Annotated in this window: 10 protein-coding genes; 5 read left to right on the forward strand and 5 right to left on the reverse strand. The window is 59.3% G+C overall.

The window, feature by feature from the left end; genetic code table 11:
- Positions 1-26: 26 nt before the first annotated feature.
- The 4 genes from LVD10_RS09190 to sdhC are packed head-to-tail and all read right to left on the reverse strand — an operon-like array spanning position 27 to position 3263.
- Positions 27-731 carry a succinate dehydrogenase iron-sulfur subunit gene (locus tag LVD10_RS09190; protein ID WP_232941346.1) on the reverse strand — a complete coding sequence of 235 codons (705 nt, stop codon included), beginning with the start codon at positions 729-731 and terminating at the stop codon, positions 27-29.
- A 19-nt stretch (positions 732-750) separates the two neighbouring features.
- On the reverse strand, positions 751-2523 hold the full coding sequence (gene sdhA, locus LVD10_RS09195) for a succinate dehydrogenase flavoprotein subunit (RefSeq protein ID WP_232941345.1): 1773 nt from the start codon (positions 2521-2523) through the stop codon (positions 751-753).
- A gap of 3 nt (positions 2524-2526) precedes the next feature.
- Positions 2527-2895, reverse strand: a complete 369-nt coding sequence (gene sdhD / locus LVD10_RS09200; protein ID WP_232941344.1) for a succinate dehydrogenase, hydrophobic membrane anchor protein — start codon at positions 2893-2895, stop codon at positions 2527-2529.
- Positions 2889-3263 (reverse strand): succinate dehydrogenase, cytochrome b556 subunit, encoded by a 375-nt coding sequence (gene sdhC / locus LVD10_RS09205; RefSeq protein WP_232941343.1) that lies wholly within the window; start codon positions 3261-3263, stop codon positions 2889-2891. The genes sdhD and sdhC overlap by 7 nt, the downstream gene beginning before the upstream one ends.
- 470 nt (positions 3264-3733) lie before the next feature.
- On the opposite strand from sdhC, the gene gltA reads away from it, so the two are divergent.
- The 5 genes from gltA (at position 3734) to LVD10_RS09230 (ending at position 10228) form a co-directional block, all read left to right on the forward strand.
- Complete coding sequence (gene gltA / locus LVD10_RS09210) at positions 3734-5023, forward strand: citrate synthase (protein WP_232941342.1); 1290 nt, start codon at positions 3734-3736, stop codon at positions 5021-5023.
- 391 nt (positions 5024-5414) lie between these two features.
- Positions 5415-5939, forward strand: a complete 525-nt coding sequence (locus tag LVD10_RS09215; RefSeq protein WP_232941341.1) for a hemerythrin domain-containing protein — start codon at positions 5415-5417, stop codon at positions 5937-5939.
- 385 nt (positions 5940-6324) lie between these two features.
- Positions 6325-8331, forward strand: coding sequence for an FAD-dependent oxidoreductase (locus LVD10_RS09220; protein WP_232941340.1), 2007 nt, complete (start codon positions 6325-6327; stop codon positions 8329-8331).
- The gene (locus LVD10_RS09225) at positions 8332-9669 is read left to right on the forward strand and encodes a cytochrome c3 family protein (RefSeq protein ID WP_232941339.1); all 1338 of its coding nucleotides are present in this window, start codon (positions 8332-8334) and stop codon (positions 9667-9669) included.
- Positions 9670-9760: 91 nt separating this feature from the next.
- On the forward strand, positions 9761-10228 hold the full coding sequence (locus LVD10_RS09230; RefSeq protein WP_232941338.1) for a Tll0287-like domain-containing protein: 468 nt from the start codon (positions 9761-9763) through the stop codon (positions 10226-10228).
- A gap of 101 nt (positions 10229-10329) precedes the next feature.
- Here the strand turns inward: LVD10_RS09230 and LVD10_RS09235 are convergent, their stop codons facing one another.
- Positions 10330-13218: a glycosyl hydrolase family 18 protein gene (locus tag LVD10_RS09235; protein WP_237063344.1), complete on the reverse strand. Its 2889-nt coding sequence runs from the start codon at positions 13216-13218 to the stop codon at positions 10330-10332.
- Positions 13219-13503 lie beyond the last annotated feature (285 nt).

The following is a 13503-nucleotide window of genomic DNA, read 5'->3' on the forward strand; positions in this document are numbered from 1 at the left end:
CAACCGGTCGGGCCGGCCACCCGCGCTTACACAGCGCGGGCCAGCAGCATATTGCGGATATGCCCGATCGCCCGCGTCGGGTTCAGCCCCTTGGGACAGACATTGACGCAGTTCTGGATACCGTGGCAGCGGAATACACTGAACGGGTCATCCAGGCCGGCCAGGCGCTCGTCGGTGGCGGTATCGCGGCTGTCCGCCAGGAAGCGGTAGGCCTGCAGCAGGCCCGCCGGGCCGATGAACTTGTCCGGGTTCCACCAGAAGGACGGACAGGCCGAGGAGCAGCAGGCGCACAGGATGCATTCGTAAAGGCCGTCGAGCTTTTCGCGGTCTTCCGGGCTCTGCAGGCGCTCGATCGCCGGTGCCGGGGTGTCGTTCTGCAGGTACGGCTCGATCTTCTTGTACTGCTCGTAGAACTGCTCCATGTCCACCACCAGGTCGCGGATCACCGGCAGGCCCGGCAGCGGGCGCAGTACCAGCTTGCCCTTGGGCGCCGCCTCTGACAGCGGGGTGGTACAGGCGAGGCCATTGCGACCGGAGATATTCATGCCGTCGGAACCGCACACGCCTTCGCGGCAGGAGCGACGGAATGCCAGGGTCGGGTCCTCCGCCTTCAGCAGTTCCAGTACGTCCAGCACCATCAGGTCCTTGCCCTGGGTGTCGAACTCGTAGTCCTGCATGTAGGGAGCTTTGTCGGTCTCCGGGTTGTAACGGTAAATGCTTACTTTCAACATACTCTATTCCGCTCCCGAATCAGTAAGTCCGAGCCTTCGGCTCGAAAGCTTCCATGGTGTTCGGCGCAAAGTTGACCGCGCGCTTGCCGACACGTTTTTCCGCCGGGAAGAACATGGAGTGGCACAGCCAGTTTTCGTCGTCGCGCTCCTGGTAGTCCTCGCGGGCGTGGGCGCCGCGGCTCTCGGTGCGCACTTCTGCCGGGATTGCGGTGGCCTCGGCCACTTCCAGCAGGTTTTGCAGTTCCAGCGCTTCGACACGGGCAGTGTTGAAGGCGTGGCTCTTGTCCTCGAGGCGCACATTCTCGATGCGCTCACGCAGGTCCTTGAGCTTTTCCACACCCTCCGCCATGTAGTCGCCACGGCGGAATACACCGAAGTGGTTCTGCATGACGCCCTGCAACTCATTGCGCAGGTCGGCTGCCTTTTCGCCATCGTTGGTATTTTCCAGGCGATTCAGGCGCGACATAGCTGCCTCGATATCGGAATCGGACGCTTCGCGTGCCTCGATACCCTCACGCAGGGCCTTCTCGATAAACAGGCCGGAAGCGCGACCGAAGACCACCAGGTCGAGCAGGGAGTTACCGCCCAGGCGGTTGGCGCCGTGCACGGATACACAGGCGACTTCGCCGCAGGCAAAGAAACCGTCAATCACCTGGTCGTTGCCGGCGGCATCCTGGGTCAGGGCCTGGCCGTGCACATTGGTGGGGATACCGCCCATCATGTAGTGACAGGTGGGTACCACCGGGATCGGTGCCTTGACCGGATCCACGTGGGCAAAGGTCTTGGCCAGCTCGCAGATACCCGGCAGGCGGCTGTTCAGCACTTCCTCGCCCAGGTGGTCGAGCTTCAGGAATACGTGATCGCTGTTGGGACCGGCACCACGACCCTCCAGGATCTCCAGCACCATGGAGCGGGCCACCACGTCACGGGAAGCGAGGTCCTTGGCGTTGGGAGCGTAACGCTCCATAAAGCGCTCGCCATCCTTATTAATGAGATAGCCGCCTTCACCGCGGCAACCCTCGGTCACCAGTACGCCGGCACCGGCGATACCGGTGGGGTGGAACTGCCACATTTCCATGTCCTGAACCGGGAAACCGGCGCGCAGGGCCATGCCGACACCGTCGCCGGTGTTGATGTGGGCGTTGGTGGTGGAGGCGTAAATGCGGCCGGCGCCACCGGTGGCAAATACAGTAGCCTTGGACTTGATGAAGACCACCTCGCCATCCTCGATGGACAGGGCGATCACACCTACAACCACGCCGTCCTGGTTCTTCACCAGGTCCACCGCGAACCACTCATTCAGGAACACGGTGTTGTTCTTGACGTTGTTCTGGTAAAGGGTGTGCAGCAGCGCGTGACCGGTACGGTCAGCCGCCGCACAGGTACGGGCAGCCTGGCCGCCGCGACCGAAGTCCTTGGACTGGCCGCCGAAGGGACGCTGGTAGATGCGGCCGTTCTCGGTACGGGAGAACGGCAGGCCCATGTGCTCGAGCTCAAACACGGCCTCGGGACCGGTGGAGCACATGTACTCGATGGCATCCTGGTCGCCGATGTAGTCAGACCCCTTCACGGTGTCGTACATGTGCCAGCGCCAGTCGTCCTGCGGGTCAGCACTGGCAATCGCGCAGGTAATCCCCCCCTGGGCGGATACAGTGTGCGAACGGGTCGGGAACACCTTGGTGATGACCGCGGTCTTGAATCCGGACTGGGCCATTTGCAGGGCCGCGCGCATACCCGCGCCGCCACCGCCGATTACGATCCCGTCAAAGGAAATGGTTCGCATGTTCGCCATAAATTACACACCCCACAAAATTTCAATGCCCCACACCGCGTAGATCACGGCCAGCGCGCCCAGGACTACCTGTGCCAGCACCCGCAGAGTGGTGGCCTTGGGGCCCATCATGCGGTTGGTAATGTAGTCGGTAACCACGGACCAGAGGCCGATCCAGGCGTGCGCGACGGTGGAGAGAAGCGCGACCAGACTGAAGATCCGCATCCAGCGCTGGTCGAAGAGCGCCGACCAGCTCTCGTAGCCGAAGTCGTCGCTGAGAAAGATGAAACCCACAATAAAGAGGGTATAAGCCAGCAGCACCACTGCCGTGACGCGCTGGTACAGCCAGTCAAAGACGCCGCTGCGGCCAAAGCTTGTAACCGTAGTTACCATAACCATACTCCCGTGAGCAGAATAAGGATTACACTGAGTACCAGCACCGCTACGGCGCCGCGACGGCCACCTTCAAGGCTCTCGCCGATCCCCAGGTCCATCAGCAGGTGACGCGCACCCGCCAGTGAGTGGTAGATCAGTGCCGCCAGGGATGCCCACAGCAGGAGCTTGGCGGGAACACTGCTGAACAGCGCTGCCGTATCGGCAAAGCCCTGCTCAGAGGCCAGGCTGGCATCCAGCATATAGAGGAGCAGCGCAACCACAGCGAAGAGAACCACGCCGGAGACACGATGCAAAATGGAAACCAGTGCGGCAGCGGGAAGCTTGATAGTGGAGATATCTAAATTGACAGGTCTGTCTTTGTTCACAGGAAAAACACCTTGTTGCCCTGAACGACCGGGCGCCCGTTAGCTTTTCAATGGAGGGGCGAACTGCTTGCTGGACGTTTCACATCCAAACTGGTGAAGCCTTGTCCAGAACGGCCTTACCATGGCGCAAGCCGCGCGGATTATAGGCATTTGATGGTCAAAACACAATGAAACTGCGCCCCGGCCCCGGCGGCACCCACCGGCCCGGCCGGAAGCATCCCCCGCCAGCATGCCCGGGGAGCCGGCGCCATTCTAACCGAAGATACTGGGAAAACAGCGCTGCAAAAGCAGCCGAATTCTCTCTTTAGTCAGTGAAAGACCGAATATCCTGCCGTTAAGCGACCAGCCGTCCACACGTTTTGGTTTGACAAATGGGGGGCCGCCACTTAAGTTTGGCCCCGCCGAAATGACCGCTAGGCCTCTGTGCAACAGGGAATAAGGCGGCATAAGAACAGTTTTAGGAGTCCGCAATGTCCGATAAAAAAGCGCATCTCACGGTCGACGGTATCGACGGCAGTATCGATATGCCGGTCCTTTCCGGCACCCTCGGCCCCGATGTTGTTGACGTCAGCAGCCTGACCGGCAAGGGCTTGTTCACCTATGACCCGGGCTTTGTCTCGACCGCCGCCTGCGAGTCCAAGATCACCTACATTGATGGTGCCAAGGGTCAGCTGCTGCATCGCGGATATCCCATCGAGCAGCTGGCAGACCAGTCCGACTACCTGGAGACCTGCTACCTGCTGATGAACGGCGAGCTCCCCTCAGCAGAAGAGAAGAAGAAGTACGTCGACACCATCATGAACCACACCATGGTGCACGAGTCGATCGTCAGCTTCTTCAAGGGCTTCCGTTACGATGCCCACCCGATGGCCATGATGTGTGGAGTGGTCGGTGCCCTCGCCTCCTTCTACCACGACTCTCTGGACATCAATGACCCCGAACACCGTCGCATCTCGGCCCATCGCCTGATCGCCAAGATGCCGACCCTGGCCGCCATGTGCTACAAGCACTCCAAGGGCCAACCCTTCATGTACCCGGATAACAGCCTCGGCTATGCCGAGAACTTCCTGCATATGATGTTCGGCAACCCGTGCGAGCCGAGCAAGGTGGACCCGATTGTGGCCAAGGCCATGGACGTGATCTTCCTGCTGCACGCCGATCACGAGCAGAACGCCTCCACCTCCACGGTGCGCCTGGCCGGCTCTTCCGGTGCCAACCCGTTCGCCTGCATCTCCTCCGGCATTGCCGCCCTGTGGGGCCCGGCACACGGTGGCGCCAACGAGGCGGTACTGAACATGCTGCAGGAGATTGGTGACGAGAGCCGCATCGACGAGTACGTGAAAAAGGCCAAGGACAAGAATGACCCCTTCCGCCTGATGGGCTTTGGCCACCGCGTCTATAAGAACTTCGACCCGCGTTCCCGTGTGATGCAGGGAATCTGCGACGAGGTCCTGAGTGCAATGGGTGCCGAAAACGACCCGCTGCTGCGGATCGCCAAGAAGCTGGAGAAGATCGCCCTGGAAGACGAGTACTTCGTCGAGAAGAAGCTCTACCCGAACGTGGACTTTTACTCCGGCATCATCATGAAGGCTATCGGTATCCCCACCGACATGTTTACCGTGATCTTTGCCACCGGCCGCACCGCCGGCTGGATCGCACACTGGAACGAGATGATCTCCAATCCCTACAAGATCGGTCGTCCGCGCCAGCTGTATACCGGCTACACCGAGCGCGACTACGTGCCGCTGGACCAGCGCTGATAGCGACAGGCAACGATTGAAAAACCCGGCCCCTGGCCGGGTTTTTTTATGGCGGCAAGGGCTGGCGCCAGGCTCGCTGCCAGCACTGTACCAACCATCTCCTCCGACCCTGATCAACTTACCTTCCAGCCCCCCGATCCCACCAGTCGCGAACTGGCCCGCTGAAGCTCCTTTCTCAACTGTTAAGAGTGAAGGCACTCAGAAAAGTGCACCATAATCAGGCACAGCACCAAAATTCTGTGACTTGGTTCTCATGTGAGGCAGAAAAGTGGAACTCTGTTCTAAAAAACTGTTTCATCTATACGCCGTCACGGCAAAATCCGCTGTCCACAGCCATCAGTGGCACTCCGGTTCAACAACACTCCAAAAAGACCAAAAAAGGCCCAGACTCATGTTTCGCATCTTTTCCGGCAAATCCCGCAACGAGTCAGCTACTCGGGATGACCGCTATTCAAAGAACAGCACTGGCGGGACCAGGCAGGGACGGACAATCAACTATGACCCCGCACTGATCAATAGACTGAAGGGTGACCATCATGAATTGATCAGCATCTTCCAGCGAATCTGGTCAGAGGGGTATGAACGGCAGGACTTCCGCAAGCTGGCGCAACACCTGACCACATTCAAGTCCAGGTTCCAGGCCCACCTGATCAAGGAAAATGTGAGCTTTTACGTATACCTCGAGCAATCGCTGTCAGAGGACCTCCACACGCGCCAGATCGTCAAGGATTTCCGCACGGACATGAATGACATCGCCAACGCAGTAGTGCAGTTCTGTAAACGCTACTCGCACGAGGCTTTCACCCAGGAGATGGTGCGGGACTTCAAACGCGATTATGAAAAAATCGGCGAGGCCCTGACCCGGCGGGTCACACTGGAGGAAAAAGAACTCTACACGCTGTACCAACCCTCCTGAATTCGCTGGGAACACTACAGCACCCCGGCGCACCTGCACGGCGCCGCGGGCTGTAGTGGCCCGGGCAAATTCCGCAGCACGCCGCGCGGGCTGTGTCACATCCCAGCTGCCTTTCAGACTCCCATTCAATCCGGCCCGTCCTGCCCCTCCGGACGGGCTGCGTTGATACCCCCATCACAAGCCCCGGGTAAATTATTTCACAGTGTTTTATAAAACAGGCCGGCTATGGACCTTCACTGGATTTTGTTTAAATATAGTGGCACTAAAATTCTCCAATAAACAAAATAATTAGAACAATAGATCTCAAGAGGGGCGCGGGGCTCCAGAATAATAATGAAGTACAAGACAGGATTGCGCATGGGGAACGGGCTATATGGGGGAAGGTATGGCTGAACTCGAGGATGCACCTCTACGGCAACAATTGCGGGAGCGCACCGGTTCGGCTGAGAGTGACTACCCGATTTATGTGGTGGTGGGTACCGGCCCGGTGGGTGTGCGCTGCGCACAGAAACTGCTTGAACTCAGTGACGATGCACAGGTGGTCATCTACGGTGCAGAGGCCGAATCCCCCTATAACCGGGTAAAGCTCTCGCAATACCTCTCCGACCAGGTGTCCCTGGAAGATCTGAGCAACCCCATTTGGGGCCAATACGACAGCAGACTGGCCGAGTTTATCGACCGGCGGGTTGTCGCCATCGACCGGGCAGGCAAGACCATCACGGATGCAGCCGGAAACATCCAGCCTTACGATAAGTTAATCCTTGCCACGGGCTCCAACCCGGCTATTCCACAGATTCCCGGGACCGATTTCCCAAACGTCTACCCGTTCCGCAGCCTGCGAAATACCGAAGACCTGATCCGGCTGCGCGAGGGAAACCAGCATATCTGCGTAATCGGTGCCGGCGCCCTGGGGCTCGAGGCGGCTGCAGCGTTAAAAGCGCAGAATAACCGTGTCACACTGCAATCCCGGGCAGGCCTGCTCGGCGGACTACTCAATGAAGAAGCCGAGACATACCTGAAATCAGCACTTGAGGCACTGGGTGTGGAACTCCGGGTTGGTGAGGTGCCAACTGCCATCACGGGTAATGAAAAAGCATCCGAGCTGCATTTTGCCGGCCAGCCTGGATTGGCCGTTGACGCCGTGGTCCTGTGCACTGGCATCCAGTCAGAGATCACCCTGGCCCAACAATGCGGCCTGGATACGGCCCGGGCAATTGTCGTTAACCAGTGGTTGCAGACATCCGACCCGGATATCTATGCAGTTGGCGAGTGCGCTGAGTTCGAACAGGAGGTGTACCAGTTCGTCCGGCCTGGCTACGAACAGGCAGAGAGTTGCTGTGAACACATCTGCCAGAGGCACAACAACCGACTGCAGGCCACTCCATACCGGGGTAGCTACCGGGACATCCAGCTGAAAATCGCCCATATTCCCTGCGCCATCATCGGTGACGTGGATGGCGATGAATATCATATCTATCGCAATCGCTTTAAAGGGCTCTATCGCCAGCTGTTTGTCCGGGATGGGCGCCTGTGTGGTGCTGTCTACATCGGCAGCTGGGATGAAGCCAGCCAGGTGCGACAGGCCGTCGCTGCCGCAGAGGTCGTCACGGCACGCATCACGAAACGTTTTGGGCGGGATGGACACCTGTGGCAAAAGTCGGCCGCCAGGGGGATCAGGGAGCAGCCCGAGCATTACCTGGTTTGCCAGTGCAATGGCATCAGCAAGGGAGAACTCTGCTCTGCCATCTCGCACGGCAAGCGCAACCTGATGGACCTGCAGCAGGCGACTACAGCCGGCTCGGTATGCGGCAGCTGCCGCCCGCTGATAGCCGAGTTGCTGGATGTGCCCGCCCCCAACCTGGTGATGCGCCACGCGCGCGGAATCCTGGTTACCTCATTTGTATCCCTGCTACTGATTACGCTGGCCGTATTCATGCCGCCGGCACCAATTTCGGAAAGTGTCCAGTCAAGCTGGTATTGGCAAAAACTCTGGTACGACAACTTCTGGAAGCAGGTCAGTGGTTACAGTCTGCTCGGCTTCTGCCTGCTCACCGCGTCACTGAGTCTCCGCAAACGCTGGAAAAAATTCACCCACGGGCATGTTGATCACTGGCGCTACGCCCACAGCCTGATCGGCTGTGCGGCACTGGTGGTTCTGGTGGTGCACACCGGATTCCGCCTCGGGGAAAACCTGAACCTGGCGCTGATGCTGGTTTTCCTTGCAGCAACCACCACCGGAGCCCTGGTGGGGGTATTTATGGCACGCAACCACCACTGGACGGATATGAAACTGCGCGAACACCGAAAGTGGTGGTCACGCGTGCACTACGCCCTGCTCTGGACACTTCCGGTTCTGCTCGCGTACCACATACTGGCGGTGTATTACTTTTAGATGAAAAGCTATCAATTCAAATTCTGGCACTTTGGACTGCTGGTGACCCTGGCAATTGGGTCTACTGCTGCGTACAACCTCGAGTACTCGGACAAGACCCTGTTTGTCAGCGGTGAAATGAGCCACGGCCACCACCAGATCGAGCTCGCATGCACCAGCTGCCACGGTGACGGCTTTGCCGGGCAGGAGGCCATGCAACAGGCCTGCCTGGATTGCCACGCCGATGAGCTGGAGCTGGCCAATGACTCCCATCCGCGCAAGAAATTCCTCGATCCACGCAACGCACCGCTGCTGGCCGAGCTGGATGCGCGCCGCTGTGTTACCTGCCATACCGAGCACCAGCCGGAAACCACCAGGGAGATGGGAGTGACCCTGGCCGGGGATTTCTGTTTTCACTGTCATAACGATATTGCCGAAGAACGCAGCAGCCACCAGGATCTCGCCTTCGACAGCTGTGCCAGTGCCGGCTGCCATAACTTCCACGACAACCGCACCCTCTACGAGGACTTCCTGATTGCACACGTGGGGCAGCCGGCACTGCTCCCGGATGCGCAGCTTCCGGCACGCACGGCAATGCAGTCATGGCTTCGGGAAAATCCGCACAGGGAACCGCTGCGACTGCAGCAGGCAGACCTTGATGCCGGCGAACCGCACAAAGGCATCTCCGACTCCTGGGTGGCAAGTAGGCACGCGCAAGCGGGGATAAACTGCAGTGACTGTCACAGTAACGGTCAGCTGCAGTTTTCCAGCCGCGAAATTGTCGAGCAATGTGGCAGCTGCCATGCCGGGCAACGGGATGCCTTCACCAGCGGCAAACACGGAATGCGCTTGTCAGCGGCACTGCCGGAGGACTTTGCGCACAATGGCGCGATGACCCCGGCAGAGGCGCGCCTGCCCATGCGGCCGGGGAGCAAAGGTGCACTCACTTGTATCAGCTGCCATGGACCCCACGAGACCGATACCCGCTTTGCCGCGGTCGAGGCGTGCCTGGGCTGCCACAACGACGAACACAGCCTGGCCTACCGGGAGTCAGGCCACTTCCAGGCCTGGCAACAAGGTGAAGCCGGCGGGGTCAGCTGCGCCAACTGCCACCTGCCAAGGGAAGAGCATGATGGTGAAATCCTCGTCAACCATAACCAGAATCACAACCTGCGACCGAATGAAAAAATGTTGCCGGTATGCCTGAACTGTCACGGCATCGAGTTTGCACTGGCCGCGCTTGCCAGTGAGCGTGTCCTGAAGAGCAACTTTGGCTTATCACCGACAACAGACCACGAAACATTCAGCCTGATCCGCGATCGTATCGCCCGGATCAAATCCAACGAGCCATCCCGTTAGGAGGGAATCCATGCGCATTTTTGCCTTCATCTTAGCTCTAGCCACACTGTTAACCGCCTGTGGCGAAAAAACAGGGATTGCACCCCAGAGAATGGCGGATGCCATTTTCGCGGTCATTGAAGCAGACCGGGCCAGCTATACCAACAATGTGGTCAATCGCCTGCAAAACGAGGAAGGGGTCATCAAGGCCGAGGAGCACTGGAAGGACAAGCAGGCCCTGCCACTTCCGGCCCAGATGCTCCGCATGGGCGCGGAACGGGTGGCAGAACAGGAGGCCGGATTCAATTATGCACTGCTCTCACTCTGGGCCATCAACAAGCAGAACGCGCCGCGCACCGACCTGGAAAAACAGGGCCTGGAATTCGTGATGGATAACCCCGGCCAGAACTTCTACGGCACGGAAAACCTGGGCGGCACCGAGTATTACACCGCGATCTATCCTGACGTCGCTGTTTCACCGGCCTGCGTTAGTTGCCACAACGACCATATCGACAGTCCCCGCACCGATTTTGAACTCGGCGAAACCATGGGCGGCGTGGTCATCCGAATCCCGCTGTGAAAACAGCCTGACCGCACCGAGAGGCTCCGGTACAGCCCGAGCCACACGAAAAAGGGCACCCTGGGGTGCCCTTCTTCTTTTTCCATCCTGTGAGAATGGGATCAGTTACAGCTGGCCTCGCCTATATCTTCCCAGACACTGGCCACGCCGGGCTCCTCGCCCTGGGTCCACCACTGGGCACGGTAACGACGGCCATTGTAGTTAACCTCGTCACCACCGTTATAGGCCTTTGATGCGCTCCAGGGCACCTCCACATCGCTGGCCAGTGACCAGTCGGCAGAATCGAGGCCCGGTTTCGCCTGGGTCCAGTAGTTGGCTTCCCAGACCAGGTCCTCGTGGCTGACCAGGTCACCACCCAGGTAGGTGGAACCGGAAGCCCACGCCGGGTAACTACCCGCATTGGGATCAACAAGCTCGCAGCTGCCCCCACCGCCGGAACCGGAATCGGTCACATTGACCGTCACGGTGGCACTGGCAGAGTCGATACTGTCCGAGACCGTTACCGTAGCGGTATAGCTGGTGTCGCTGCCCACCTGCGGCGCCGTCAGGGTGACAGTGGCGCTATCGCCATTGGCCACATTGAATGCCGGCGCACTCCAGCTGTAGGTGAGGCTGTCACCATCGGCATCGCTGCCCGTGGCAGTTACCTGCACACTTTCACCTTCGACTACCGTCACACTGGCCGGCGCGGAGACCTCCGGTGCCGTATTGGACTGGGGAGGCAGAAGGGTTACGGTAACCTGGTCGGTATCGGTGAGATCGCCGTCATCGACGAACACCTCGAATACCAGGCTCTCTGCAGAGGCAACCTCGGCGGCAGAGAAGCTGGCGGTAGCGCTGCCGGCATTCTGCAGGCTGACGGCGGTACCGCTGACCTGGGTCCAGCTGTAGGTCAGGCTGTCGCCATCCACATCGCTGGAAGCACTGGCATCCAGGGTGACGGTGTCCGGAGTCACTACCGACTGGTCGGCCCCGGCATTCGCATCCGGTGCACGGTTCGGCTGCGGCGCCCGCACCAGTATCTCCACGATATCGCTGTCACTCAGGGGTTCCGCATCGCTCACCGCCAACTGGAATGCCAGGGTTGTGTCGGCTGAGACATCCGGCGCAGTAAAGCTGGCGGTTGCGCCGGCAGCCCCCTGCAGCTGGACAGTAGTGCCGCCCGTCTGGGACCAGCTGTAACTGAGTGGGTCACCGTCCAGGTCATAGGAAGAGGTGCCGTCGAGACTGACAACAGCGCCCGCATCCACGACCTGGTCAGCGCCTGCATTAGCCACCGGTGCGCGGTTGTTGGTGCCGCCCCCGTGGCCCAGGCTCTCATGCATGGCATTGAGGATATCGCCATTATCCGCATCGATTTCCCAGGCGAAGAGACCGGCGAGCCCGTTACTGCGCACATAGGCACCCTTGGTCGCCACCGAGGTGGCGTCGTCGTAGGTGATCAGGTCGCCGTTGGTGGGATTGAAGATGTAGGCACCCTGGGCAGTGCTGTCGTAATGGTATTCATACCCACCGCTGGCCAGGCGCGCGACGATATCGCGGTAGTCCACCACGCCGGCTTCCCAGGTGCCGGAGACTGGCCCGGTGGCGGTACCGGTGAGGTGATTGCCTCCGCTCCAGCCGGAAACCCCGGTCCAGCCACGGCCATACATGGCGGCACCAAGCACCAGCTTGCCCGGGGAAAGCCCCGCATTGAGGACTGCATTGACACCGCTACTGGCATTGAAGTTGTCCGTGGGATCCCAGCTCGGAGCATAGAGTGCGGTCTGGTGACCCAATGAGTCATTACTCCAGGCCCCGTAAAAGTCATAAGACATCAGGAAGATGTAATCCATGTACTGGTCGACGGCACCGTAATCGATCCGGGCAACCTTGGCAGAATCCGCACTGACGGCAGAAGTCAGCTGGTACTCGCGGCCGGTCTCCTGCTCCAGCGTATCGAGCATGGCGCGCAGGTCACGCATCAGGATACGGTAGGTCTCACCATCCTCGGGTGCACCCAGTGCCGTGTTGTAACCACCGCCGCCGGGGTATTCCCAGTCGATATCCACGCCGTCAAAGAATTTCCAGGTACGCAGGAACTCTTCCACCGAATCGACAAAGGTCTGGCGCTTGGTGGCGTCACCGAGGAAGTAGAACGGGTCTGTCAGGGTCCAGCCACCAATTGAAGGCAGGATCTTCAGGTCCGGGTAAGCCTGCTTGAGGGCCATCAGCTGGCCGAAGTTGCCCTTGTAGGGGCTGGAGAAATCCTGGCCCGACTGGGTCTTCTGCACTGCTGCATAGGGATCGTGGATACCCACCTTGAAGTCTTCCCGTCCACTGCAGGATCTCTGCAGGGCCTCGAAACTTCCGGAGATGGACTTGAGGCTGTCATTGATGCCATCGCCACCGCAGATGGGAATAAATCCGTAGAGAATATGGGTCAGGTTGTAAGCGGGAATCTTGTCCACCGGGAACTTTCGACCGTAGACGCCCCACTCCACAAAATACGCGCCCACCACAGAATCACTGGTGTTGGCATAGGGCTGATTGTTCTCGGCCACGGCGGTCTCGAGGGGGTCCAGGCCACTGCCATCAGTGTCCGCCACCACGATTGGGGTGGCAGACGAAGCGCTACAACCGGTGTCGTCACACAGCGCAACCTGCAGGTCATACTTGCCGCCCTGTGAAACCTGCAGGGTGGCAGAGCCACTCTGGCTACCAGTGCCGGATGCCGCCTGCTCCAGTAACACCTCACCATTCAGCAGGTACTGGACCGTATCGCCATCGTCACCGGAATACTTGGTCCATGAGACCGGGACCTCGGCATAGTCACGGATAGTGACAATTTGCTCATAGGCGGTGGCGGTATCATCCACTTCGACCAGTGCGAAGTTGGTCTCCATCCACTCGATCTGTGGCGCGCCGGGTGCGGCCAGTGCTGTCGACGTGCCGGCCAGTCCGAGCGCAAGCAGCGCCCGGCGCCAGCGGGCCGGGTTGATTCTTGTCATGATTTTCACCTTGATGCGTTTTTATTGTTTCCGGGTCGGGCTTCCGAGCCCGCAAGAGCAAACCTCACAAAATGACACCGCTGTCATTAAATTCCGGAAATATGACAGCGATGTCATTTAAGTTTCACCGTATCTTCACATCGGTATCTTTGCCAGCCCGCAAAGCCATACTTGGGATTAATTTCACGGTCTGGTCGTGAATTGCGACCAATCAGCGTCCGGTTATGTAACAAGGGGCATGAAAATTCTTTTTGACCGAGCTTTCCGGGACATATGTTCCCATTG

This window comes from Microbulbifer zhoushanensis (assembly GCF_021729055.1).
Lineage (GTDB): Bacteria > Pseudomonadota > Gammaproteobacteria > Pseudomonadales > Cellvibrionaceae > Microbulbifer > Microbulbifer zhoushanensis.